This is a genomic window from Citrifermentans bremense (assembly GCF_014218275.1).
Taxonomy (GTDB): domain Bacteria; phylum Desulfobacterota; class Desulfuromonadia; order Geobacterales; family Geobacteraceae; genus Geomonas; species Geomonas pelophila.
This window is the reverse complement of the sequence record NZ_AP023213.1, coordinates 3,827,501-3,850,560: the sequence shown is the minus strand read 5'-3', so window position 1 is coordinate 3,850,560 and position 23,060 is coordinate 3,827,501. Positions and strand designations below refer to the sequence as shown.

At 61.7% G+C, this 23,060-nt stretch carries 22 protein-coding genes (1 of these 22 cut by a window edge); 14 read left to right on the top strand and 8 right to left on the bottom strand.

Annotated elements, in window-relative coordinates:
• Positions 1-130 precede the first annotated feature (130 nt).
• The 6 genes from GEOBRER4_RS17060 (at position 131) to GEOBRER4_RS17035 (ending at position 4,987) form a co-directional block, all read left to right on the top strand.
• Positions 131-1,099, top strand: a complete 969-nt coding sequence (locus GEOBRER4_RS17060; protein WP_185243268.1) for a polyprenyl synthetase family protein — start codon at positions 131-133, stop codon at positions 1,097-1,099.
• A gap of 241 nt (positions 1,100-1,340) precedes the next feature.
• Positions 1,341-1,601: a hypothetical protein gene (locus GEOBRER4_RS17055; RefSeq protein WP_226377819.1), complete on the top strand. Its 261-nt coding sequence runs from the start codon at positions 1,341-1,343 to the stop codon at positions 1,599-1,601.
• A gap of 297 nt (positions 1,602-1,898) precedes the next feature.
• Entirely contained in the window at positions 1,899-3,263 is a 1,365-nt protein-coding gene (locus GEOBRER4_RS17050; RefSeq protein ID WP_185243267.1) for a sigma-54-dependent transcriptional regulator, read from the top strand.
• The gene (locus GEOBRER4_RS17045) at positions 3,260-3,769 is read left to right on the top strand and encodes a TlpA disulfide reductase family protein (RefSeq protein WP_185243266.1); all 510 of its coding nucleotides are present in this window, start codon (positions 3,260-3,262) and stop codon (positions 3,767-3,769) included. Before GEOBRER4_RS17050 ends, GEOBRER4_RS17045 begins: the two co-directional genes overlap by 4 nt.
• A 57-nt stretch (positions 3,770-3,826) precedes the next feature.
• Positions 3,827-4,543: a cytochrome c biogenesis CcdA family protein gene (locus tag GEOBRER4_RS17040; protein ID WP_085815044.1), complete on the top strand. Its 717-nt coding sequence runs from the start codon at positions 3,827-3,829 to the stop codon at positions 4,541-4,543.
• 42 nt (positions 4,544-4,585) lie between these two features.
• On the top strand, positions 4,586-4,987 hold the full coding sequence (locus GEOBRER4_RS17035) for a VOC family protein (protein ID WP_085815045.1): 402 nt from the start codon (positions 4,586-4,588) through the stop codon (positions 4,985-4,987).
• Positions 4,988-4,994: 7 nt separating this feature from the next.
• Here GEOBRER4_RS17035 and GEOBRER4_RS17030 read toward each other — a convergent pair whose 3' ends face one another.
• Genes GEOBRER4_RS17030 through lptF form a run of 3 tightly spaced genes read right to left on the bottom strand, consistent with a single transcriptional unit; the run spans position 4,995 to position 8,197 of the window.
• A complete protein-coding gene (locus GEOBRER4_RS17030; RefSeq protein WP_185243265.1) occupies positions 4,995-5,888 on the bottom strand; it encodes an IPT/TIG domain-containing protein in 894 nt (297 codons plus the stop codon).
• 54 nt (positions 5,889-5,942) lie between these two features.
• Complete coding sequence (gene lptG, locus GEOBRER4_RS17025) at positions 5,943-7,025, bottom strand: LPS export ABC transporter permease LptG (RefSeq protein ID WP_185243264.1); 1,083 nt, start codon at positions 7,023-7,025, stop codon at positions 5,943-5,945.
• Positions 7,022-8,197, bottom strand: a complete 1,176-nt coding sequence (lptF, locus tag GEOBRER4_RS17020; protein ID WP_185243263.1) for an LPS export ABC transporter permease LptF — start codon at positions 8,195-8,197, stop codon at positions 7,022-7,024. The genes lptG and lptF overlap by 4 nt, the downstream gene beginning before the upstream one ends.
• A 105-nt stretch (positions 8,198-8,302) precedes the next feature.
• Between lptF and GEOBRER4_RS17015 the strand changes: the two genes are divergently transcribed.
• The 7 genes from GEOBRER4_RS17015 (at position 8,303) to GEOBRER4_RS16985 (ending at position 17,842) form a co-directional block, all read left to right on the top strand.
• Positions 8,303-8,986, top strand: coding sequence for a Crp/Fnr family transcriptional regulator (locus GEOBRER4_RS17015; protein WP_185243262.1), 684 nt, complete (start codon positions 8,303-8,305; stop codon positions 8,984-8,986).
• A gap of 339 nt (positions 8,987-9,325) precedes the next feature.
• The gene (locus tag GEOBRER4_RS17010) at positions 9,326-10,948 is read left to right on the top strand and encodes a GAF domain-containing sensor histidine kinase (protein ID WP_185243261.1); all 1,623 of its coding nucleotides are present in this window, start codon (positions 9,326-9,328) and stop codon (positions 10,946-10,948) included.
• A 1-nt stretch (position 10,949) separates the two neighbouring features.
• On the top strand, positions 10,950-11,324 hold the full coding sequence (locus GEOBRER4_RS17005) for a response regulator (protein WP_185243260.1): 375 nt from the start codon (positions 10,950-10,952) through the stop codon (positions 11,322-11,324).
• Between the two features lie 68 nt (positions 11,325-11,392).
• Entirely contained in the window at positions 11,393-13,903 is a 2,511-nt protein-coding gene (locus GEOBRER4_RS17000) for a mannose-1-phosphate guanyltransferase (RefSeq protein WP_185243259.1), read from the top strand.
• Between the two features lie 51 nt (positions 13,904-13,954).
• Positions 13,955-16,141, top strand: a complete 2,187-nt coding sequence (locus tag GEOBRER4_RS16995) for a glycoside hydrolase family 57 protein (RefSeq protein ID WP_185243258.1) — start codon at positions 13,955-13,957, stop codon at positions 16,139-16,141.
• A gap of 73 nt (positions 16,142-16,214) precedes the next feature.
• Positions 16,215-17,675 (top strand): glycogen synthase GlgA, encoded by a 1,461-nt coding sequence (gene glgA / locus GEOBRER4_RS16990; protein ID WP_185243257.1) that lies wholly within the window; start codon positions 16,215-16,217, stop codon positions 17,673-17,675.
• Positions 17,672-17,842 (top strand): hypothetical protein, encoded by a 171-nt coding sequence (locus tag GEOBRER4_RS16985; protein WP_162843135.1) that lies wholly within the window; start codon positions 17,672-17,674, stop codon positions 17,840-17,842. The genes glgA and GEOBRER4_RS16985 overlap by 4 nt, the downstream gene beginning before the upstream one ends.
• Positions 17,843-17,955: 113 nt before the next feature.
• Here the strand turns inward: GEOBRER4_RS16985 and GEOBRER4_RS16980 are convergent, their stop codons facing one another.
• From GEOBRER4_RS16980 to GEOBRER4_RS16960, 5 genes are all read right to left on the bottom strand, one after another.
• Positions 17,956-18,990, bottom strand: a complete 1,035-nt coding sequence (locus GEOBRER4_RS16980) for a hypothetical protein (RefSeq protein ID WP_185243256.1) — start codon at positions 18,988-18,990, stop codon at positions 17,956-17,958.
• A gap of 76 nt (positions 18,991-19,066) precedes the next feature.
• Positions 19,067-19,867: a peptidoglycan editing factor PgeF gene (gene pgeF, locus GEOBRER4_RS16975; RefSeq protein ID WP_185243255.1), complete on the bottom strand. Its 801-nt coding sequence runs from the start codon at positions 19,865-19,867 to the stop codon at positions 19,067-19,069.
• A 91-nt stretch (positions 19,868-19,958) separates the two neighbouring features.
• Positions 19,959-20,918 (bottom strand): RluA family pseudouridine synthase, encoded by a 960-nt coding sequence (locus GEOBRER4_RS16970; RefSeq protein WP_185243254.1) that lies wholly within the window; start codon positions 20,916-20,918, stop codon positions 19,959-19,961.
• Positions 20,919-21,026: 108 nt separating this feature from the next.
• Positions 21,027-21,290 (bottom strand): hypothetical protein, encoded by a 264-nt coding sequence (locus tag GEOBRER4_RS16965; protein WP_085815058.1) that lies wholly within the window; start codon positions 21,288-21,290, stop codon positions 21,027-21,029.
• A 60-nt stretch (positions 21,291-21,350) separates the two neighbouring features.
• Complete coding sequence (locus GEOBRER4_RS16960; protein WP_185243253.1) at positions 21,351-22,781, bottom strand: DegQ family serine endoprotease; 1,431 nt, start codon at positions 22,779-22,781, stop codon at positions 21,351-21,353.
• 175 nt (positions 22,782-22,956) lie between these two features.
• Here GEOBRER4_RS16960 and GEOBRER4_RS16955 point away from each other — a divergent pair, with 175 nt between their 5' ends.
• Positions 22,957-23,060: the 5' end (the start) of a helix-turn-helix domain-containing protein gene (locus GEOBRER4_RS16955; protein WP_226377818.1), read on the top strand. Its footprint extends 496 nt past the window's final position; only the first 104 of its 600 coding nucleotides appear in the window; it begins with the start codon at positions 22,957-22,959; its stop codon lies beyond the right edge, outside the window.

Sequence of the window (23,060 nt, the reverse complement as noted above, 5' to 3'; positions counted from 1 at the left end):
AGAAAGGATTTGCTATGGTGATCCGTCTTTCCAAAGCGAACCCACCTTGGAAAATCCGGCGTAATTTCGAAGTGTTAAGATCTTTTAAGCGTGTCGATCCTGTCGCGCGCGCATAGTACCGAGGCCTCTTATGGATGCAGCGCTTGCCCTTATCGGCGATGACCTGAAAAACGTGGAACTGCAGTTCAAGAAGGACCTGCAGTCGGATGTCCCCCTGATTCGCAAGGTGGGTGAGTATGTCCTATCCAGCGGCGGCAAGCGTATCCGCCCCGCCCTGGTGCTGCTGGCTTCCAGGCTTTGCGGCTACGGCGGCGATCGCAGCGTCCCTCTGGCAAGCGTCGTGGAGTTCATTCACACGGCAACCCTTTTGCACGACGACGTCGTCGACAACGCCAACCTGCGCCGCGGGCTCGCCTCGGCCAACACGCTTTGGGGGAACGAAGCTTCGGTGCTGGTCGGCGACTTCCTCTTCTCCAAGTCGTTTTCGCTCATGGTGGCTGACGGCGACCTGCGCATACTGAAGGTGCTGGCGGACGCCACCACGATCATCGCCGAGGGGGAAGTCCTGCAGCTGGTCTGCACCAGCGACCTCGACATCACCATTGAGCGCTACATCGAGGTGGTCCGGAGCAAGACCGCGATCCTGCTCTCCGCTGCCTGCGAGGTGGGGGCCATCCTCGGGGAGGCCGACCCGAAACACAGGCAGGCACTGGCGGATTACGGCATGGATCTCGGCATCGCCTTCCAGTTGATGGACGATACCCTCGACTACACTGCGAGCGAGGAGCAGTTCGGCAAAAGCATCGGCCACGACCTTGAGGAAGGGAAGATAACTCTCCCCCTGATCCACACCCTCAAGAAGTGTACGGAACAGGAACGAGACCTGATCGCTTCGGTGGTGGAAAAGGAACTCCTCTCCGACGAGGACTTCGCCCTGGTGCTGGAGCTGGTGCAGCGCTACGGCGGCATCGAGCACACCGTGGCCTCGGCCGGGGAGCACGTACTCCTTTGCAAACAGCACCTGGAGAAATTCCCCCCCTCCGCCACCCGCGACGCGCTGGCCGAACTGGCCGAGTACGTCGTCACCCGCGTCAAATAACCGTCACGCCGAGCCGTCATTTAACGGCGTCACATCCCGCAGGGTACGAAAAATAACCTAGTTTAACAATTGAATCGATCCATTAATGAGCACCGTTTAATCGGTGCTCATTTTGTTTAACCTGAGTAGTGCTGACTGTTTGCCTCTTGTCCGGGCGCATAGGCGCTCTTGCCAGCTTCCTTGGTCCGCTTTTTGCTGATGAAAATTCATTCAATAGGAATGAGTAAGATCGGGGGGGACCGTGGACGAAGAGATGCTGCTACACTCAACTGAGTTGGAAGTCAACGGCGAGACTTTTAGCATCAACATTTTCTGCAGCTCAGCGGGAAGGTTCTTCGCCAAGACCTGCCTGGGTGAGGACGACTACATCATCACCGACGGCTCTTCACTTCCCGAAACCTTACAAAAACACGAGAACCTGCTCCCGCTGGCGATCGGTACCCGCGAGCTTACCCAGAGCTACCTGGGGTACCCGCGCAGACCCAGGGGGCGCCGGGTCTAGCACCGCCTGGGTCGTTTCTCGGCTGCGCCGTTTCCTGATGCATCTTTGCCGCATCGGTTGGGAACGTGCGCGCCTTGGTTTCAACCTCCCAGGCTCAGCTTGCTGGTCCGCTCGCTGCCAATCCCCCCCAAGAAAGAAACGCTTCTCCCTGAAACAAGCTCTCCGGCCGTCCCCCAATGACCCGCTTCGCCCCCCGTGTTCCTCCCTGTTCATTATAAAAAGGTTGCCCTGAACCTTTAAATCAGTTAAAAATTGACACTGGCGCCCGCTCCAGTCTCAGGCGCCCTTCCAGGACCTATGCCCGCAAAAATACTAGTCATAGACGATGACAGTTCATTAAGACGCGTGCTCGAGTACAACCTGCAGCAGGAGGGGTACGACGTCTACACCGCCGCCGACGGCGAAGCCGGGCTGCGGCTCTTCGCCGAGAAGCTGCCGGCACTGGTCATCACCGACCTGAAGATGCCGGGCAAAAGCGGTTTCGAGGTCCTCTCCGCCATCAAGGAGAGCTCCCCCGCCACCGTGGTCATCGTGCTCACCGCTTTCGGCGCCATCGATACGGCTGTCGAGGCGATGAAGCTTGGGGCCTTTCACTACCTCACCAAGCCTTTCAACCGGGAGGAGCTGAAGGTTACCGTCCTGAAGGCGCTGCAACTGCAGGGGCTTTCAGAGGAGAACCGGCTGCTGAAGGAAGAACTTTCCGGGCGCGCCGAGTTCAAGAGCATCGTCGGTACCTCACGCGCCATGGAAGGCGTTTTTTCGGTGGTGCGCAAGGTGGCGGACACCGAGGCCACCGTTCTCATCACCGGGGAATCGGGAACTGGCAAGGAACTGGTGGCCCGCGCCATCCACTCCGGGAGCTCCCGCCGCGGCGCCCCCTTTATCGCCGTCAACTGCGCGGCCATCCCCAAGGACCTTCTGGAGAGCGAGCTCTTCGGCCATGTGAAGGGGGCCTTCACCGGGGCGATCCGCGACAAGGAGGGGAAGTTCCAGCTGGCCGACGGCGGCACCATCTTTCTGGACGAGGTGGGGGATCTTCCCCTGGAGCTGCAGCCCAAACTGCTGCGCGTCCTGCAGGAGCGCGTGGTCGAACCGGTCGGCGGCACCTCGCTGCAGAAGATTGACCTGCGCGTGGTGGCGGCGACTAACGCTGACCTTGAGCGCTGGATCGTGGAAGGGAAGTTCCGCGAGGACCTCTACTATCGTCTCTCTGTGATCCCGATCCAGCTCCCGCCTTTGAGGGAGCGGGTGGAGGATGTGCAGCTTTTGCTGCGCTACTTCTGCGCCAAGTTCGGGGCGGAAGGGGTGAGCTTCGACAAGGAGGCGCTGGAGCGGTTGCAGGCCTACAGCTGGCCGGGCAACGTGCGCGAACTGGAAAACACCGTCGAGCGCCTTTTGATCATGCGCGACAGCGACCGGATCGGGGTCGCCGAGCTCCCTGAGAAGATTTCGGCCACCTCCCCCCCCTCCGAGGGGGGAGTGCTCAGGCTGCCGCCTGGAGGATACTCGCTCGAACAACTGGAGCGGGAGGTGGTGCTGGAGGCGCTCACCAGGTGTGACTGGAACCAGACCGCGGCAGCCAGGTTTCTGCGCATACCGCGCCATACCCTGATTTACAGAATGGAAAAATACAATATAGTGCAACCGGGGAGAAAGTCATGAAACGTATCTTTTGGGTACTGTTGCTTGTAATCGCTGTGGCGGTTTCCGGCTGCTCCAAGAAGGAGGTCCCGGCGCAGGAAGGTGCCGCCGCCCCCGACTTCACCCTGCAGGACCTATCGGGAAAGCAGGTGCAGCTTTCTTCGCTCAAGGGGAAGGTGGTGCTGGTTAACTTCTGGGCCACCTGGTGCCCCCCCTGCCGCGAGGAAATCCCTTCCATGGTGAAACTGAACCAGGTCATGCAGGGGAAGAACTTCCAGATGCTCGCCATCTCCGTGGACGAGGGTGGCAAGCAGGCGGTGCAGGAGTTCTTCCGGCAAAACGGCGTCTCCCTCCCGGCGCTCTTCGACACCGACGGCAGCGTGTCCAGGCGCTACGGCACCACCGGCGTTCCCGAAACCTTCATAGTCGACGGCAAGGGGATAATCAGGAAGAAGGTGATCGGCGGTGTCGACTGGAGTGCGCCGGAGGTGCTCCAGTATCTCGAAGGGCTGATGCAGGGTAAATAGAGCACCAAGCGGCGCCGGGGGCAGGCGGGCGTTGCACCAAAGCCAGGAGGTACAGCCATGCAAGCGCAGAACATCAGCATAATAGGCGCCTTCGTCGCAGGGTTGTTGTCGTTTCTTTCCCCCTGCGTCTTGCCGCTTATCCCCTCCTACATCACCTACATAACCGGGCTGTCCTTCGCGGACCTGCAGGCCGAGCACCCCTCCCACAAGGTGCGCCAGCAGACCATCATCCACTCGCTGCTCTTCATCGCGGGCTTCACCTGCGTTTTCGTGCTCCTCGGGGCCTCGGCTACCTTTCTGGGGGACTTCCTGCAGGAGCACAAGACGGCGATCAGGCGCATCGGCGGGGCCTTGATCGTCATCTTCGGCGTCCACGTTTCCGGCCTGTTCGACATCGGGCTGCTCCTGGGTGAGAAGAAGCTGACCCTGCACCGAAAGCCCGCCGGCTACCTCGGGAGCTTCGTGGTCGGCGTGGTCTTCGCCGCTGGGTGGACCCCCTGCATCGGCCCCATCCTAGCCACCATTCTGGCCGTGGCCGCAACCGAGGGGCGCGGCGTATGGCTGCTCCTTGCCTACTCGATGGGGCTCGCGATCCCGTTTTTCCTCGCTTCCCTCGCCCTGCACCAGTTCCTGGTGTTCTTCAAGCGTTTCAAACGGCACATACGTCTGTTCGAGATCATCACGGGGGGCTTCATGGTGATAGTCGGCATCCTCATCTTCACCAACTCCCTGGTGGTGATCAGCAGGTACACCAGCGCCTGGTTCGGAGAGTAGCAGGCCCAGCCTGCGGCAAACGACCGGGCCGAAGGAGATGTCGTGGCCTCTCCCTTTTCCATTCAACTCTCCGTTGCCGACCTGGGAACCACGGAGGCCTTTTACGCGGGGATCATCGGGCTGCCGGTGCACCGGGCGCTTACCGCGGTGGGGGCTCCTGAGCACCTGGTGCTGACGCTGGACGGCTGCAAGGTCTACTTCGTGGAGGATGACGCGGTGGGGCAGCTGCACCCGATTCTGGAGGCACGCCTGGAAGGGTTCCCCAAGGGAGTCGGCATGACGCTTCATCTGAGCGTCACGGGGATAGAAGAGGTGTACCAGGAGCTTCTGGAGGAGGATCTGGAGATACTCTACCCGTTGCAGCAAAAGCCCTACGGCACCATGGAACTGTGGTGCTTCGACCCTGACGGCTACCTCGTGGTTCTGGAGGAATCGCTGCGCTAGTGCGGGGTCAGGGCGCGCTGATGGTGAAGAGGCCGCTCTCCTCTCCGTTCGGGTTCACCACCTGCAGCCGTATTTCTTTCGGTGTCGGGTCGTAGGGGTGGCGCTCGTAGACCATCTGGTTGCAGCCGAGGTAAATCAGCCGCTCCCTTTCCGTAGCCATCTGCTCTCCCGTTGCGACCCGCTTGCCGTCGGCCACCAGCACCGAACTCTGCTGGAAATTCTTCCCCGTCAGGACCAACTCGTAAGCGCTCACGAACTCACGCCCTATGGAGACGCTGGCTATTTCGGGCTTGGCGTCGATGAAAAGTGCCAGCACCCCGGACCCTGCGTCGGAGGGGTTCTTTACCTGCACCTGGTGCAGCCCGGCGGCGACGGCGGGTGCGGTGAAGGAGAGCGCGGTCGGGGAGATGAAGCGGGTGGTGAGGGCTGCTCCGTCCAGAAAGACGCGGGCCCCGCTCTGGAACTTCGAACCGGTCACCACTACCTCCCGCTCCCTTCCGGTTGAGCAGGCGGTGACCGTGTCGGGGGAGAGTGAGAGCGCAACCGGTTTCTGAGGCTGCAGCGCGAAGTTGAAAGCCCTGCTGGTGCTGCCGTCCTCCCGCTTCAGGTAGAGCGCGTAGACGCCTGGGGGGAGGTCGGGAAGCTCCACGGTGAGCAGCCGGTTTCCCACCAGCGTCGCCGGGAGCTGGCGGCTGCCGAGGAAAACGCCCGTACCACTGGTGAAGCCGGTCCCGTTAAGGGTGACGGTGGTGCCGGGCTCGCCCTGTGCCGGGATGATGGACAGGACGCTGAGCGGCGGGGAAGTGACAGGCGCCGGCTTCTTGGGCGCGGGGCCCTGCGCGGCGGATATTAAAGGCAGGAGCAAGGGGACCAGCAGTATGAGCAACGATTTGCGAAGCATGCGACCCTCCAATGAATCGATTTGACCACACACCACATTGTCGATTCCCGCCCGTCAGTTGTCAATCGTAAGCGACAGCCACGCGCCAGCCACGAAGAAGATGAAGTTGGTCGCCCACGCCGCCACCACGGGCGGCAGCAGCCCCACCTGCCCCACCGAGATGATCACGGAGTTGACGATGACGTAGAGAAAGCCGACCCCGATGGAGAGGCCGACGCCGAAGGCGATCCCGCTCGACCTCCCGCCGCGCAAGGCGAAAGGAATCCCCAGAAACGCCATCACCGCGCAGCCGAAGGGCATCGAGATCCTGCTGTGCATCTGGGTGACGTACCTGGTGGGGTCGTAGCCGCTGGCTCTGAGCTTCCTGCAGTAGCGGGCAAGCTCCACAAGCGACATGCTGTCGGAAAATTTCCCCAGCGTCTTCAGGTCGGCGGGCTTCAGCTGGAGCTGGACCGGCAGCTCGCGGTACTTCTGCGTTGCCGTGATCTCCCCGCCGCTGAACTGCCGCACCGTCACGTCCCGGAACACCCACCCCTTGGGTCCCAGAAGCGCCATGTCCGCTTCGGTCCGCTTGAGCGGCTCCCCGGTCTGAGGCTGGAGCTCCCAAAGGGTGATCCCCTTCAGTTCGTTTCTCGCCGGCTCGAAAAGGCTCGCCCTGAGCACCGTCCCTTCCTCTCTGAACCAGATGTTCTGCTGCCGGAAAAAGGCGCTGGGGCTTTTCTTCTGGATCAGCACCTCCTGTATGTAGGTGCGCTGCGCGAAGCTCTTGGGGAGCACGAACTCACCTATGGCCAGCACCCCGAGGCTCATCAGCACTGAGATGACCAGGATAGGGAGGCTGATGCGGAAGAGACTCACCCCGCAGCTGCGTATCGCGGTGAGCTCGGAAGTGAGCGACAGGGTCCCCAGGGTGAGCAGCGTCGCCATCAGGACGGCAAGGGGCGCCGCGTCGATGATCATCTCCGGGATCTTGGTGATGAAGAAGAGGGCCAGGTGCTTCCAGCTTGCGCCGGCGCGCGTGAAGCGGGAGACCTTCTCCATGAAGTCGACTACCAGGTAGATGGTGAGGAACGAGCCCAGGCAGAGCGAGAGCATCTTCAGGTAGGCCTTCGCTATGTAGCGGGTGAGGATGGTCATCGTTTCCCCCCCTTGCCCAGGCGTCCCCGCAACGCCTCCTTCAGGCGCGGGTAGAGGTAGAAGATGGGAAGACGTTCTTCGTCGGCCGTTTTCTTGAACAGGTAGATACCCGCCAGGAGGAATACGAGGTTCGGGCCCCATCCGGCTGCAAGCGGCGGCAGCATGCCCCGCTCCCCGAGCGTCTTGAAGGCGGAGAGGGCGACGTAGTAAAGGAGTATGACGCCGATGCTAAGGGAGAACCCGGAGGCCTTCCCCGAGCGGCGGTTCTGGATCCCCAGAGGTATGGCCAAAAGCGTGAAGACGAAACAGGAGAAGGGGAGTGCCAGGCGGCCGTGGTATTCGAGGCCCCTGGAGAGGATCTCCTTTTGCTGTGCTCCCTTTGGGGGGTGAAGCAGCTCGTCGAGCGTCATCTCGCTCGCCTTCCTGGGGGCCTTGCTCCCCCCCTCGGCGAGCGACACCCTCAGGTTGTATTCCTGGAACTGCACCATCCGGTACCCCCCCTTTTCCTCGGCGCGGTGGATGGATCCGTTACGCAGCTGGAACTCCATGGAGTTCGATTTGGGGTCGGAGACCAGCGCGCCGGTGGAGGCGAAGATGGTGGTCGGGGTGCGGGGATCCCGCTCGTCGTGAACGATCACCCCACCCATGGTCTGAGCCTTGGTATCCAGGGTCTGGGTGTAGATGACCATGTCGGGGAAGGCGTTGTTGAAGACCTTCTCCTTGATGGCGATCCCCGCGCTGCTCTGGGCGATCTCCACCATGAGCTTCTTGAAGCCGGAGTTCCCCCAGGGGACGGCGTAGACGGTGACCCAGAGGCAGGCTAGGGTGGCGCAGGCGGCGAAAACCAGGGGGGGCGGGAGGAGCCCGTAGAGACTGATGCCGCAACTCTTCATGGCGGTGATTTCGCTGTCGCCGGAAAGGCGGCCGAAGGCAAGCAGCATGGCGAGCAAAAGCGCCATCGGGATGGTGAAGAGCCAGAACGGCGGGAGGAGGTATGCCACCATCCGGACCACGTCGCCGAAGGGGACCCCCTTCTCCACCACCATCTCCGCCAGCTTGAGGAAGCGTCCCATGAGGAGCACGAAGGTGAAGGTCACCATGCCGACCAGGAAAGGGGGGGGGATTTCCTTGAAGATGTAAGCGTAAAGGGTCTTTTTCATGAAGTTCGGCATGATACCGCAGATGGCGCGCGAAGTAAAGGAAGGACAGGGGCCTTGAGGATCTTCTGGATCCTATTGGAGCTTGACCTTTGTTTTCGCTTTGGGTAAAAGGGGGACATGGAAAATAAAGACATAATCAAGAAGGCGTTGCTGTTTTCGGGGCTGGACGACGAGTACCTGGCGGAGGTTGCCGCCATCGCCGTACGCCGCGCCTTTGCCAAGGGAGAGACCCTGTTCACCGAGGGGGAGAAGGCGGAAGGGTTCTACCTCCTCGCCTCGGGCGCCCTCAAACTCTGCAAGATCTCCCCGGACGGCAGAGAAAAGGTGCTGCACATGGTGCACCCCATCGAGACCTTCGCCGAGGCCGCCTTTTTCGGCGACGGCAAGTACCCCGCCGAGGCGCGCGGCGTCGAGAAGGGGGAGGTGTTCTTCTTCTCCAGAGGCGCCTTCATGGGGCTGTTGGAGCGAAACCCGCGTTTCTCGATGAACCTGATCGCCTCGCTCTCCATGCTGCTGCGCCGCTTCGCGCACCAGATCGAGGAACTCTCCTTCGCCGACGCTCCCGCGAGGGTCGCCTCCTACCTCATCGAGCTCGCCGCCAGGAAGAGCACCAGTTACCAGGGAAAGACCTACTTGGAGCTGGACATGCGCAAGGGGGAGCTCGCCTCCCGCCTGGGGACCGTGAGCGAGACCCTCTCCCGCACCTTCAAGAAGATGAAGGACGAGGGGGTCATCGAGATGGACGGCAACAAGGTGACCATTATGCAGATGGAAAAACTGAGGATGATCGCGGGCAAATAAGACCCGCATTCCCTAATCGCCGCCCCGCATCGCGCGGCGACAAAGTTCGCAACGGCACGTTTCCTTGTAGGAGGGAACGTGCCGTTTTTGTTGATTCCAATTTATTAGTTCCGGTCCCCGTCCCCTCCCTTCAGCACCCCCTCCTTCCCAGGTCCGCCGCCTCTCACGGCGCAACCGGCGCCCCCGGCACGGAAGCCGCGCTTCAAGCGTTTGAATCTAAAATATTAATTAACATTTTTATCGAAAAGCGCAGAATGCGCTTGATATGACGAAAGAGGCTGCTATAATTTGCCCGTTTCCGCGGTGTCCAGATCATGAAGTTGGTTTCCTGGAGGTAGCTTGGATTGGGAATGTTGCTGGAGCAGGGAAGAGGTCGAGCCGGAGAACTGCCCCTATGTGGGGGAGGGGGAGGAGGATCTTTACACATCGCACCGCCGCAGGGTGGTGGAGAAGTGTGTGGAGTGCCCCCGCTTCAAAAACGACCTGGCCCGGATGAAAGGCTCCGGTTCCCCGCTCTCTGACGTCCTTCCTTTCATACTGACCGAGTTTCAGGAACAAAAGGCGCAGATGGAAGCGATGCTGAGCTTTTTGAACAGCAAGACCCGCGAGATCAAGTTTCTGCGCGAGGTCGGCATCGTGCTGCAGACCTCCCTCGACCTCGACGAGGTACTCTCCATCGCCATGACGGCGATCACGGCGGGAAAGGGGTTCGGCATGAACCGCGCCTTCCTGCTCATGACAGACAAGGAGCGCCGCCACATCCGGGGCTACCTCGGCGTCGGGCCCCGCGACTACGAGGAGGCGTGGCGGACCTGGGAGGACATCGGCCGCAGCAACTTCACCCTCAAGGAACTGGCGCGCGACTTCCAGAAGACCAAGCTCAGCTACGAAAAGGTGAAGTTCCACGACATCCTGAGCCAGCTCACCGTGCCGCTGGCCGACCAGGGGCACATCTTCAACCGCGCCCTGCAGGGGAAAAAGCCCATCCTGGTGGAGAACGCGCTGAACAACCCGGACCTCGACCGGGGGCTGGCCCGCATACTGGGCGTCGACTGCTTCCTCATCATGCCCCTCATTTCCCGTAACCGCCGCATCGGCGTGATCATCGCCGACAACTGCATCACGCAAAAGCCGATCACCCTGCAGGACATGCAGTCCCTGGAAACCTTCGCCTTCCCGGTCGCCTTCGCGCTGGAGCGCGCCTCGCTCTACGAGCGGCTCCAGGAGGAAGTCGCCAAGCAGAAGTCGGCGAATCTGAAGCTGCGCGAGCAGCAGGAACTGATAGTGAAGATGGAGAAGATGGCGCTGGTGGGGAAGATCACCTCCAGCATCGCGCACTCGATCCGCAACCCGCTCATGGTGATCGGCGGCTTCGCCCGCACCCTTTTGAAGGGAAGCGCCGAGGACGACGAGAAAAGGAGCTACCTCGAATCGATCGTGCGCGAGACCCGGCAGCTGGAAGACGTCCTGTCCGAAGTGCTGGATTACTCGGAGTCGCTCTTCCCGGTCACCGACTTCTGGGACCTGAACGAGCTTGTGACCAAGGCCCTGGCCGAGCTGGAAGGGGCCATGGAGCAGGCGGAGGTGGTTTGCCGCCAGGAGCTCTCCTCCGACCTTCCCATGGTGCGCATCGACTACAAGCAGATCAGCTACTGCCTGAAGACCATCACGTCTACGGCGCTGGCGTGCATGGAGCAGGGGGGGGAGCTCACCGTGGAGAGCTTGAACGACGGCGACGGCGTGATGCTGCGGATCAGCGACAGCGGCAAGCCCCTGACCCAGACCGCCCAGGAGGCGCTCACCGCACCGTTTTTCCAGACCCAGGAGCTGGGGGAGGGGGGGGGGCTTTCCCTTTGCAAGTCGATCCTGGAGCGCCAGGGGAATTCCCTGACCATATATAGCCGTCCCGGCGGCGGCAATACCTATAGCATCAGGCTCTTGACGAGAAAGGAGAATATCTGACATGGCAAAACTGCTGGTGGTCGATGACGAGGCGAATATCAGGCTTTTGTACGCGCAGGAGTTAAGCGACGAAGGTTATTCCGTGGTGACTGCCGCCTCGGCCCTGGAGGCGGTGGAGAAACTCGAATCTGACAGCTTCGACCTGGCCGTCATCGATATCAAGTTGAAAAACGAAAGCGGCATCGAGCTTTTGCAGCGCATCGTCAAGGAGCGGCACACCCTCCCGGTGATCCTTTGCACCGCCTTTTCCTGTTACAAGGATGACTTCTCCGCCTGGCTTGCCGACGGTTACGTGGTGAAGTCGAGCGACCTGCAGGAGTTGAAGGACGAGATCTCCCGGGTTCTTGCCAAGAGGCAGAAGGCGGCGTTTACCTGACCCGCGATCCTGCCCGGCCCTTAAGCTCAATCTTAATCTGACTTTGCGGTTATCTCTGGAGGGTTTCTATGAAGGCAGTCATTATGGCGGGAGGATTTGGCACCCGCATGCAGCCGCTTACCTGCAACATCCCCAAGCCGATGGTTCCGCTGATGAACCGTCCCATCATGCTTCACATCGTGGAACTTTTGAAGAAATACCAGATCACCGACCTCGTCATGCTGCTCTACCACCAGCCTAGCGTGATCAAGAACTTCTTCCGGGACGGCGCCGACCTTGGCGTCAGGATCACCTACGTCACCCCCCTTGAGGACATGGGTACCGCGGGGGCGGTGAAATGCGCGGAGAAGTACCTGGACGAGCGCTTCCTGATCATAAGCGGCGACCTGCTAACCGACTTCAACCTGCAGAAGGTGATCGACTTCCACGAGAGCAACAAGGCCCTTGCCACCATCACCCTCACCTCGGTGAAGGACCCGCTGCAGTTCGGCGTGGTGATCACGGACAAGGAGAAGCGGATCACCCAGTTCCTGGAGAAGCCGGGGTGGGGCGAGGTGATCTCGGACACCATCAACACCGGGATCTACGTGCTCGAGCCCGAGATCTTCAAGTACATCCCCGAGGGGGAGAACTTCGACTTCTCGCAGGACCTCTTCCCGCTCCTCTTGAAGAAGAAGTCGGCGCTCTTCGGCTTCCCGGTCAAGGGGTACTGGCGCGACATCGGCAATACCGACTCCTACCGCGAGGCGCACCACGACATACTGAAGGGGAAGGTCAGCGTCAAGGTGGACGAGTCCCGGCGGGAGATGGCGGGGGCGGACCTGCGCCTTGGGCTCGACGTGAAGCTCGGTGAGGGGACGGCGGTCGAGGGGACCGTGGTGGTGGGGGACAACTCCCAGGTCAAGGGGGGCAGCCAGATCAAGGACAGCGTGATCGGACGCAACTGCACCATCGAGCCGGGGGTGAAGCTCTCCCGCGCCGTCATCTGGGACAACGTCTACATCAAGAAGGGGGCTAAGATCACCGACTGCGTCATCTGCAACAACGTGAGCGTAGGCCCCGCCACCACCATGGAAGAGGGTGGGGTAGTCGCAGACGACACCTCCATAGGCGAGGAAAGCTACATCAAAAGGGACGTGAAGATCTGGCCCCGCAAGGTGATCGAGTCCGGCTCCACCGTGACCGGCAACCTCATCTGGGGGGAGCGCTGGAAGAAGTCGCTCTTCGAGGGGGAGATGATCAAGGGGCTCACCAACATCGAGCTCACACCGGAGTTCGTGGCCAAGCTCGGCTGCGCGTACGGCACCTCGCTCCCCAAGGGGAGCCACGTCCTCGTCGGCCGTGACGCCACCCTCTCCTCCCGCATGCTGAAGCGAAGCTTTTTGGGGGGGATCCTCTCCGCCGGGGTCAATGTGCGCGACATCAAGATGGTTTCGCTCCCGATCCTGCGCTACAAGCTGCGCACCTTCGGCGAGGTGGGGGGGGTGCATTTCCGCCAGTCCACCGATGATCCGGCCACCACCGAGATCGTCTTTCTGGACGCGGACGGGCTCGATTTCTCCTCCTCCATGGGGAAAAACGTGGAGAGGATCTTCTACAAGGAAAACTTCAGGCGCGCCCATTACATGGAGCCGGGGGGGATCACCGAGCTGCCGCAGGTGATGGATTTCTACCGCGAGGGGTTCTTCCGCGGCCTGGACCAGCAGGTGATCAGGGGGGCAGGCGCCAAGGTGGTGATCGACTTCAACCACTCCCCGGCGGGGCAGATTCTGCCGCAGATACTGAACGATCTGGGGTGCGAGGTGATCGGGCTCAACACCTACCTGGACGAGCAGCGCGGCGCGAAGACGCTGGACGAGAAGCCGAATTCCCTGCAGCAGCTCGCGAAGATCGTGGTGACGCTGGAGGCAAGGGCCGGCTTCTGGCTCGACCCGACCGCCGAGGAAATCGTCCTCGTGGACGAGACCGGCAGGATCTACGCGCCGGAGGAGCTCCTCTGTCTCATGACCGCGCTCATGCTGAAAAGCGGCGCCCGGGGCGCCCTTGCCGTCCCGGTCTCGGCACCTTCGGTCATCGAGCAGCTGGCTCAGGAAAACGGCTCTTCTGTGCGCCGCACGAAGAGCATGGAGCGCTCCATGATCGAGGCGTCCATCTCGCCGGAGGTGATCATGGCCGGATCGATGGGGGGGCGTTTCGCCTTCCCGAAGTTCCAGGCGGCCTTCGACGGCATGTTCACCGTGGCGAAGACCATCGAGCTTTCCACCGCCGTCGGCCTACCCCTATCCAGTGTCCTGAAGGAAGTGCCGCGCAGCTCCTTTTTGCAGGGAAAGGTCCCCTGCGTCTGGGAGAAGAAGGGCGGGATCATGCGCAAGATGAGCGAGGACAGCCTCGACAAGGAGGCGAGCTTCATCGACGGCATCAAGGTCTCCTTCGTCAACGACTGGGTTCTGGTGCTGCCGGACCAGTACCAGCCCGTGATCCACGTGGTCGCCGAAGCGAAGGAGCAGAGGCGGGCGGAGAAGCTCCTCGCTGAGTACATGCAGAAAGTGGAAAACTGGAAGAAGGAGCTGGGCCAATAGCGTGCTTGGGGGCGGGGCGGCAGGGGCGCCAGCCGCCGCAAAGGGGTGATGATGACCGAGCCACTGTACGTGTCGTTTCTCTGGCACATGCACCAGCCTTTCTACAAGGATCCGGTCCGGGGGGAGTACGTCCTCCCCTGGGCCTACCTGCATGCGGTGAAGGACTACTACGACATGCCGGCCATCGTCGATGCGGTCGAAGGCGCCAAGGTGGTGTTCAACCTGGTCCCCTCGCTTTTGGAGCAGATCCTCGACTACGCCCAGGGGAAGGCGGTGGACCCGTTCCTGGCCCGCGCCCGCCGCTCGCCCGCCGAGCTCGACGCGGCCGATCGGCTCTTCATCCTGGAGAACTTCTTCTCCGCCAACCGGCGGCGCATGATCGAGCCGCACCCCCGCTACCGGGAGCTTTTCGCGCGGGCCGGGGAGGGCGCCCCGGGGGCGGCCGCTCTGCGCCTTGACTCCTTTTCCGACCAGGACCTCCTGGACCTCCAGGTCTGGTTCTACCTCACCTGGACCGGCGAGGCGGCGAGGCGGCGCTTCCCCGTCTTCAGGGAGCTGATCCGCAAGGGGGGCAGTTTCACCCAGGAGGACAAGGACCTGCTCTTCGAGGCGCAGCGCGAGCTGATCTCCCAGGTGATACCCCTTTACAAGAAGCTGCACCAGGAAGGGAAGGTCGAGCTTTCGGTCACCCCCTACTTTCACCCGATCCTGCCGCTTCTTTGCGACTCGGGGATCGCGCGGGTCGCCCTTCCCAAGGCGAAGCTCCCCAGTATCCCCTTCTGCTACCCTGAGGACGCAAGGGCCCAGTTGCTGCACGCGATCGCCAGCTTCGAGCGCCTCTTCGGCTTCCCCCCCACGGGGATCTGGCCCTCGGAAGGGTCGGTGAGCGACGAGGCGCTCGGCATCATGGCGCAGACGGGGCTTTCCTGGACCGCTTCAGACGAATGGGTGCTGGCCCACACCCTGCCGGGTGGGCTCGCGCGTGAGCGGGAGCCGTTGTACCACCCCTACACCTTCAGTGAGGATGGCCGCGAGATCGCTCTCTTTTTCCGGGACCAGGGGCTGTCGGACCTGATCGGTTTCAGCTATTCCCAGTGGGAGACGGAAAGGGCGGTTGCGGACTTCGTGGGGCGGGTGAAGGAGGTCAGGCAGCGCAGCCGCCAGGCGCAGGTGGTGCCGGTGATCCTCGATGGCGAGAACGCCTGGGAGCACTACCAGGACAACGGCTTTCCCTTCCTCTCCCGGCTCTACGCGGCCCTGGCGCAGACCACCGGGGTGAAGCTCGCGACCTTCTCGGAGGTGTTGCGGCACAGCGGCGAGCGGCGCGTCCTGGAGCACGTCCATCCTGGCTCCTGGATCAACGCCGACTACGGCATCTGGATCGGGAAACCCGAGGAGAACCTCGGCTGGGAGTACATCGCCAAGGCGCGTGCCGCGGCGGTACAGAAAAGCCCGGCGGTGGCGACGCTTCTGGCCGGGGGGGAGAGCGGCGACGAGGCCGCGCGCCAGGCCTGCATGGCCCTTTACGCGGCGCAGGGGAGCGACTGGTTCTGGTGGTACGGCGACGACCACTTCTCCCCCCACGCCGGAAGGTTCGACCTGCTGTTTCGCAGCCACCTGATGAGCGTCTACCAGCTGCTGGCACTCGAGGTCCCCGACGAACTGCACCGGCCGATAAAGAAGGAGCGCCCGCCAGGGTTCGTGCGCGCTCCCGCGGGGCTGGTCACCCCGTCCATATCCGAGGTGGGGAACGACTACTTCGAGTGGCTCTCGGCGGGGCTCTACGACCTGACCCGGCAGGGGGGAGCGATGCACCACAGCGACAACCTGTTGCAGTCCTTCTACTACGCCTACGATCTGGAGTACTTCTATTTCCGCATCGAGGGAGTGCAGCCGCTGGAGACAGTATTGCGCCCCGAGGACTCGCTCTCGCTGCACCTGCTCGGCGCCGGGGAGTGGCGCCTGGACGTGCAGTTGGGGGAGGGGGAGGGGGAGTTGCAGGTGCTCAAGGACGGGACCTGGCAGGGAAGCGGAAGCATCGGCCGTTATTTCCTTGGGCGCAGCGCAGGCGCGCGAGTTCCGCTCTTCCCCCTGTGCCCCGGGGGGGAGGGGACGGTGCTTTGCTACCTCTGCGTTACCCGCGCCGGGACCGAAGTCGGGCGCTGGCCCGCCGATGCGGCGCTGCCCCTGGTCTGCACCTCCCCGGAGTCGGGATGCGAGGCTCATTATAATCATTAACAGAAAAACCTTTACCTAATGGAACTATTAATCTAACATATCCCTTATAATTTCAGGGTCTTAGAGGTTTTACATGAAGATTTTGTTTGTGGCGTCGGAGGTCACCCCCTTTGCCAAAACCGGCGGTTTAGCCGACGTGGCCAGCGCCCTTCCCAAGACGCTAAAAAATCTCGGCCATGACATCCGCATCATGATGCCCTTCTACACGGTGGTGGAGCGCGGCGGTATGGCGGTGCGCAAAGGGAGAAAGAGCGCGTCGGTCATGGTTGACGGCGTCGAGAAAAAGGGCTTCCTGCGTCAGGCCTCCCTGGGGGAGATACCGGTATACCTGATCGAGAACAAGGAGTACTTCTCCCGCGAAGAACTCTACGGAACCCCCAGCGGCGATTATCCCGACAACGCCGAGCGCTTCTCCTTCTTCTGCCGCTGCGTGCTCGAGCTCTTGAAGAAGATGGATTTCCGTCCGGACATCATACACTGCCATGACTGGCAGACCGCGCTGATACCGCACTACCTGAAGCACGAGAGGAAGAACGACCCATTCTTCGCCAGAACCGGGATCGTCTTCACCATCCACAACCTGGCCTACCAGGGGCTCTTCCCCAAGGAGGAACTCAACTCCATGGGGCTCTCCAGGGAGTGCTTCACCATCGACGGCCTGGAGTTCTACGGCAAGGTGAACCTCTTGAAGGGGGGGATACTGAGCGCCGACCTGGTCACCACCGTCTCCGAGGCATACTGCCGGGAAATCCAGACCCCTGAAATGGGGTGCGGTCTGCATGGCGTGCTGCAGACCCGCAAGGAAGACCTGGTCGGGATCCTGAACGGGCTGGACTACGACGAATGGAACCCGGCCATGGACAAGGAGATCATGAAGAATTACAGCCATGCCTCCCTTTCCGGCAAGATGGTGGACAAGATCGGGCTGCAAAGACTGGTGGGGCTTCCCAGCTCCCCGGAGATTCCGCTCTTCGGCATGGTGTCGCGCATGGTGGCGCAGAAGGGGTTCGACCTGATCGCGGAGCTCCTTCCGGTCATGGCCAAGGCGCCGATGCAACTGGTTCTTCTGGGCAACGGCGAGGAGCGCTACACCAAGGCGTTCAACGAGATAAAGGCGGCCGGCGCGCGCAACATAGCCTTCACCAGCGGCTTTGACCATGCCTTGGCGCCCAAGATCTACGCCGGGGCCGACATGTTCCTCATGCCTTCCTTCTTCGAGCCATGCGGACTCGGGCAACTGATCGCCATGCGGTACGGGACGGTGCCGGTCGTGCGCCGCACCGGGGGGCTCGCCGACAGCGTATTCGACCCGCAGGACAACGACAAGACCCCGAACGGGTTCGTCTTCGAGGAGTACACCGCCGACGCGCTTTGGGAGGCGATGAGCCGGGCCATGACCGCCTACAAGGACAAGGTGTTCTGGAAAAAGTTGATGCGCCGCGGCATGAGCAGCGACTACTCCTGGCAGCACTCGGTGCATAAATACCTGGAGCTCTACAAGAGGGCTCTGCAGCGCAAGGGGGGCGAAGCGTGAGTTTGGGGCACGACGACCTGGATGAGCTTGCCAACGAGGTTCGCAGGCTGATCGAAAGCAACAAGGCCTTTTTGGAGCGGGTAACAGACGAGGATTACGACGACGAGGAAGAGGCGGAGCTCGCGACCGATGAGGCCGAAGATCCGGAGGATTACGAGGAACTTTGATAGTTGGGGCAGCTGCCCCGGTACAATATGAAAAGGCGGCGCCGGGATTGTCCGGTGCCGCCTTTTTTTTCCTTGTCCCCCGCAGCCTTGGCGTCAGGGGATGGCGAGGGGGATTACTTCGCCGGCGGCTCCTCCGGGACGATTTCGCCCGGCGCAAGTTGCACCGGGGCGGTCTTAAGCGGCGCGGGTGCCGGTGCGGCCGGTGCGGCCGGTGCGGCGGGAGCAGGCGCAGCTGCGGTCGGGGCCTGCGGCGCTGCGGGCGCTGTCACCGGGGACAGTGCCTTGGCCGGGGCATAGCCTGCGGGAACGCTCACCGGAGCTGGAACTTCCTTCTCCTTCTCCTTGGCGAAAAGTGGCTTGTAGGTCTTCAGGAGCGCGAGCATCTCGTCGAACTGGCGCGCGTAGAGGACGGAAACCTCCGGCGCGTTGGCGATGGCGGAGGCCTCGGTCTTGGCGAAGGCGGCGTTGACGCCGGCGACGGTCTTGAACTTCACGTCCACCTTCTCGCTCAGGTTGGCAGCGGCCTCGTCGAAGTCGGGGTACTGCAGCGGGAAGAACAGGGGGAACGACAGCGATGCCCTCCTGAAGTTGGGGTACTCCCAGACGGTGTTCCCTTCGCGGTCGATCATCTGCGCGGTCATGATCAGGTAGTTGAAGTCCGTGTCCAGGTAGGAGAGGTAATTGCTGGAGAAGACCTTACCCTGCCTGGTTAGCCCGCTCACGGCGACGAAGAGGATGGCGTCGAGCCCGTTGTCCGTCATCAGCTGCGTCAACTCGTCCTTCTTGTAGAAGTACTTGTTGTAGATGATCCCCGCGTCGTCCCGTCTCTCCTTGTTCCAGGTGAGAGTGGAGAAGAGCCGCGCCGGGTCCCCGTCAACCTGCCTGACCGCGTAGAATATGCCGGTCCCCCGCAGTCGAGCGATAAGCTCCTTCTCGTTCCTGGCGTTGTAGGTCCGCACCAGCGAGACTATCGCGTCCTTGTTCGGGTGCCTGATGTCGGAGTCGGGGTCGACGAAGATCGGGGCCACCCCGATGGTCTTCACCTTCTTCTCAAGCGTCTCCTGCGGGATGTTGTAATAGTTGTGCGCGCAGCCAAACATGGTGCAGATCGCTACGGCCAACAGGGCCAGCTTAAAAAAAGTCCGCATCTGGATGAAGCCCTCCTCTAACTGGTTCTAACTTCCATGCCGTCTTATATCAGAACCTTACCGTAAGTGCCACAGCTTATTGCTCTTCCTCCAGCATGATGAATCCCACCTGCCTGCCGGTATCCCCTCCGTCGCGGCGGTAGGAGAAGAAGAGCTCCTGGTTGCAGCTGACGCAGAGGTCGCTGGACTGGATCTGGTCGGCGCGAAGCCCGGCATCCTTGAGCAGCAGCCGGTTCGCTTCTCCCAAATCGAGCAGCCATTTGCCGTCTCCCTGCTCCTTGGCGGCCAGGTCCCAGGCGGCGCCCGCTTTCTTGAAGGCGTCGCGGACCGGCTGGTCCACTTCGTAGCAGCAGCCGGAGATGTGCGGGCCGATGGCTGCGCGGATGTCCTTGCGCTCGCAGCCAAACAGCGTGGTCATAGCCTCCACCCCTTTGCCGACTATGTTCCCCACAGTTCCCTGCCATCCGGCGTGCAGGGCCGCCACCACGCGCTTAACCGGGTCGTGCAGAAGGATCGGGACGCAGTCGGCGACGCAGATGGCGATCATGATCCCCGGCTGGTTGGTGACGATGCCGTCGCATTCGAGCTTCAGGAAGTGGGAGAGCTCAGGGTTGGGGGCGTCGATCACCAGCAGATCGGTCCCGTGCACCTGGCTCACCGTAAGGAAGCGGTCCAGGGTGGAGCCGAGGCTTCGGGCCAGAAGGCTGCGGTTTCCTTCGACGTTGTGGGAGGAGTCGAGGGTGTTGCTCCCGAGGTTCAGCGAGTTGTACGGCGGGCGTGAAACACCCTCGTGGCGGGTGGTGAAGCCGGCCACGGCTCCGCCTGCGCTGAGGGCGGGTTTCAGGTACTGGATCTTTCCTGCCTTTTGCATTTCCATGTATGACACCTCTTTTTATGTATATAAGGGGTGATGCCAGGGAGCCGGGTCCAGGAGGCGGTTGGTTTTACCAGCCCCCAGTCCCTAGCCCCTAGCCCCTGTTCTTTTCTTCCAGGTAAGCGACGATGCCGGCCATGTCCGCGGGAAGCTCCGTGTCGAACTCCAGGTACTCCCCGGAGACCGGGTGCAGAAAGCCTAGCGTCTTCGCGTGCAGCGCCTGCCGTCCCATCGACTTGATCATCTGTTTGAGCACCGGGTCCTGCACGCCGGACAGACGTCCCGTGCCGCCGTACACCTCGTCCGCCAGAAGCGGGTGCCCGGCCTCGGACATATGCACCCTGATCTGGTGGGTGCGGCCGGTCTCGAGCCTAAGCCGTATCAAGGTGATGCCGGGATAGCGGGCCACCACCTTCCAGTGGGTCACCGCCGTCTTGCCGTGGCGCGCCTTGGCGGACATCTTCTTGCGGTCGGTGGGATGGCGGCCGATGGTGGACTCGATTTTCCCCTTGTCCTCTTTGGGCGAGCCGTAGACGAGGGCCAGGTACACCCTTTTGATGGTGTGCTCCTTGAACTGTTCGGCGAGGGCGTTGTGGGCCCGGTCGCTCTTGGCCACCACCAGAGTCCCCGATGTGTCCTTGTCGATGCGGTGCACTATGCCGGGACGCAGTTCCCCGCCTATGCCGGAGAGGTCCTTGCAGTGGGCCAATAGCGCGTTCACCAGGGTCCCTTCCGGGTTGCCGGCACCGGGATGCACCACCATCCCCGCCCCCTTGTTCACCACCACCAGCTCGGCATCCTCGTAGAGCACCTCGATGGGGATCTCCTCGGGCTGGGGCTCTGCCGGCACCGGAGGCGGTATCACCACCTGGACCACCTCGCCCCCCTTCAGTTTCAGGGCGGGTTTTTGTTTTGCGCCGTTGACGGTAGCAAAGCCTGTCTCGATCAGCCTTAGCGCCGCCGAGCGGGTCACTTCGGGGATACTGCGGGATATGAAGCTGTCCAGCCGCTCCGGATCGGAGTCGCTGGGGAAGGTGAGTTCAATCGGTTCCATTGCCTGTCGGTTCTCCAGGGAGTAGGACTCCCGTTAAAAAAAACGAGGGCGCGTTTCTAAAGGAAGCGCGCCCGGGGTTATAGCTGCACTGGGTAAATTGCTGCTTGCCTACCAGATGGTGGATTCGATCTTCCCTGCCCGCTTGATCAGCACATCGACGACAGCTATGTCGAATATGTTGGATTGCGCCAGTTCGGTACTGACCCGGGACTCAAAATGTTCCCGCCCCTCGGCCAGCTGGTCGTTCAGCACTTCGAAGATGTTGTCGTCCTTGATCCCCTGCTCCACTTTCTCACGGTTGTAGAGGGCCACATCCGAAACGATGGCTCTGGCGAGTCTTCTGGCATGGTCTGGATTTTCAATGAGACTCATTGGATCGCTCCCCGGTGCTGAATGTCAGCAACGCACTATACGCAGTTTTTCCCCAAGATTCTATCTTAATTTTAGGGCGAAGTAGATGCTGGCCGAGCCTCTCCTGACCAATAGCGCCACGGCGCCGCGTTTGCTGGCGTCTGCCATTGCCCTTTGGTACTCGGCGAGGTTCTTCACCTTGCGCTGGTTCACAGAGACGATGATGTCGCCGCGCTGGATGCCGCTCTCCTCCGCGATCCCCCCTGGTTCGAGGTCGCTTACCACCACGCCCGTAATGCCGCGGGAACGCATCTCCGCCCCCAGTTCCTCGACCGAGAGCCCCAGTGCCCCAGCTTCCCGATCGGCCGGTCTCTGCGCCTGGGCCTGGGCGCTGTCGGCAGGAGCGGTGATTATCTGGACGTTGATCTTCTTGCCGTCGCGATACAGTTCCACCGGGACCTTCTTGCCGATGGGGGTTTCGGCGACGAGGCGCTGCAACTGGCGGACGTCCTTCACCGTTGTCCCGGCAAAGCCCGTGATGACGTCGCCCTGCAGGACGCCGGCCTTCGCTGCGGGGCCGCCAGGCACTACATCGTTCACCAAGGCTCCGTATGCCTTGGGAAGCCCGAAGGAACTCGCCATCTCCTCGGTGACCGACTGGATCGAGACTCCGAGCCAGCCGCGGCTCACGTTCCCCTTACTGATCAACTGCGTCACCACCTGCTTCGCCATGTTGACGGGAATGGCGAAGCCGATACCCTGGCCGGCGGCGACAATGGCGGTGTTGATCCCGATCACCTCGCCGTAGATGTTGAGCAGCGGACCCCCGGAGTTGCCCGGGTTGATGGAGGCGTCGGTCTGGATGAAATCCTCGTAGGTCTCTATTCCCATGTTGGACCTGCCGGTCGCGGAGACAACGCCTACGGTCACGGTCCGGTCCAGCCCGAAGGGGTTACCGATGGCTATGGCCCACTGGCCTACCTGCAGCTTGCTGGAGTCCCCGAGTACTGCTGCCGGCAAAGGCTCCTTGGCGTCGATCTTGATCACCGCGATGTCCGTCTTCGGGTCCGACCCGATCACCTTTCCCTTGTAGACGCTTTCGTTGGAGAGTTTGACCTGTATGGTTTCAGCGTCTCGCACCACGTGGTCGTTGGTTACGATATACCCTTCCTTGTTGAGGATGAAGCCGGAGCCTAAGCTGTGCTCCCTGCGGTACTGCGGACGGACGCTTTCACCGAAGAACTCGTCGAAGAAAGGCGACGACTCGAAGAATGGGCGTACCAGCTTTTTCTTGCCTATGGTGGAGATGTTCACCACAGAGGGGGTTACGGTCTTCACCAGCGTGGTGAAGGCCTGCTGAGTGATCAGTATGTCCTTGGGGACTTCCTGGACCGGCGCCGGGACGGTTTCCTTGCGGCCGGATTCGTAGAAGGAAGCCTGCTCCTTTTTTTTGCAGGCAATCATTAACGTGGAGACGATGAGGCAGACAGCGAGGAGTCTGATGCTTTTCATTTGTCGCTCCTTGGGATGGTGCTCGGGCAGGAAGTGTAAAGGCTAGCCAAAAAAAGGATTGATGTCAACCCCTTCCGCCGCTTCGGAGGTGAGAGGGGGTGGCTGCAAATACCCCTTGACGCCAGATGGCGTTTTGCATATATATTCATGAGGGTCATATCCGGGAGGGGGAGCCGTGCAAGAGAAGATAAAGCAGGAAATCAGAGAGATGAAGCTCGGTGAGAAGGTGCGTGGTCTGCGCCAGGAACAGCGGCTGACGCTCCAGGCCCTTGCCGACAT

Bases quoted from the DNA above. Each gene is read 5' to 3' on its own strand.
- GEOBRER4_RS17060 (WP_185243268.1), top strand. From the start codon at position 131: ATGGATGCAGCGCTTGCCCTTATCGGCGATGACCTGAAAAACGTGGAA.
- GEOBRER4_RS17050 (WP_185243267.1), top strand. From the start codon at position 1,899: ATGCCCGCAAAAATACTAGTCATAGACGATGACAGTTCATTAAGACGC.
- GEOBRER4_RS17045 (WP_185243266.1), top strand. From the start codon at position 3,260: ATGAAACGTATCTTTTGGGTACTGTTGCTTGTAATCGCTGTGGCGGTT.
- GEOBRER4_RS17040 (WP_085815044.1), top strand. From the start codon at position 3,827: ATGCAAGCGCAGAACATCAGCATAATAGGCGCCTTCGTCGCAGGGTTG.
- GEOBRER4_RS17030 (WP_185243265.1), bottom strand. From the start codon at position 5,888: ATGCTTCGCAAATCGTTGCTCATACTGCTGGTCCCCTTGCTCCTGCCT.
- lptG (WP_185243264.1), bottom strand. From the start codon at position 7,025: ATGACCATCCTCACCCGCTACATAGCGAAGGCCTACCTGAAGATGCTC.
- lptF (WP_185243263.1), bottom strand. From the start codon at position 8,197: ATGCCGAACTTCATGAAAAAGACCCTTTACGCTTACATCTTCAAGGAA.
- GEOBRER4_RS17015 (WP_185243262.1), top strand. From the start codon at position 8,303: ATGGAAAATAAAGACATAATCAAGAAGGCGTTGCTGTTTTCGGGGCTG.
- GEOBRER4_RS17005 (WP_185243260.1), top strand. From the start codon at position 10,950: ATGGCAAAACTGCTGGTGGTCGATGACGAGGCGAATATCAGGCTTTTG.
- GEOBRER4_RS17000 (WP_185243259.1), top strand. From the start codon at position 11,393: ATGAAGGCAGTCATTATGGCGGGAGGATTTGGCACCCGCATGCAGCCG.
- GEOBRER4_RS16995 (WP_185243258.1), top strand. From the start codon at position 13,955: ATGACCGAGCCACTGTACGTGTCGTTTCTCTGGCACATGCACCAGCCT.
- glgA (WP_185243257.1), top strand. From the start codon at position 16,215: ATGAAGATTTTGTTTGTGGCGTCGGAGGTCACCCCCTTTGCCAAAACC.
- GEOBRER4_RS16980 (WP_185243256.1), bottom strand. From the start codon at position 18,990: ATGCGGACTTTTTTTAAGCTGGCCCTGTTGGCCGTAGCGATCTGCACC.
- pgeF (WP_185243255.1), bottom strand. From the start codon at position 19,867: ATGGAAATGCAAAAGGCAGGAAAGATCCAGTACCTGAAACCCGCCCTC.
- GEOBRER4_RS16970 (WP_185243254.1), bottom strand. From the start codon at position 20,918: ATGGAACCGATTGAACTCACCTTCCCCAGCGACTCCGATCCGGAGCGG.
- GEOBRER4_RS16965 (WP_085815058.1), bottom strand. From the start codon at position 21,290: ATGAGTCTCATTGAAAATCCAGACCATGCCAGAAGACTCGCCAGAGCC.
- GEOBRER4_RS16960 (WP_185243253.1), bottom strand. From the start codon at position 22,781: ATGAAAAGCATCAGACTCCTCGCTGTCTGCCTCATCGTCTCCACGTTA.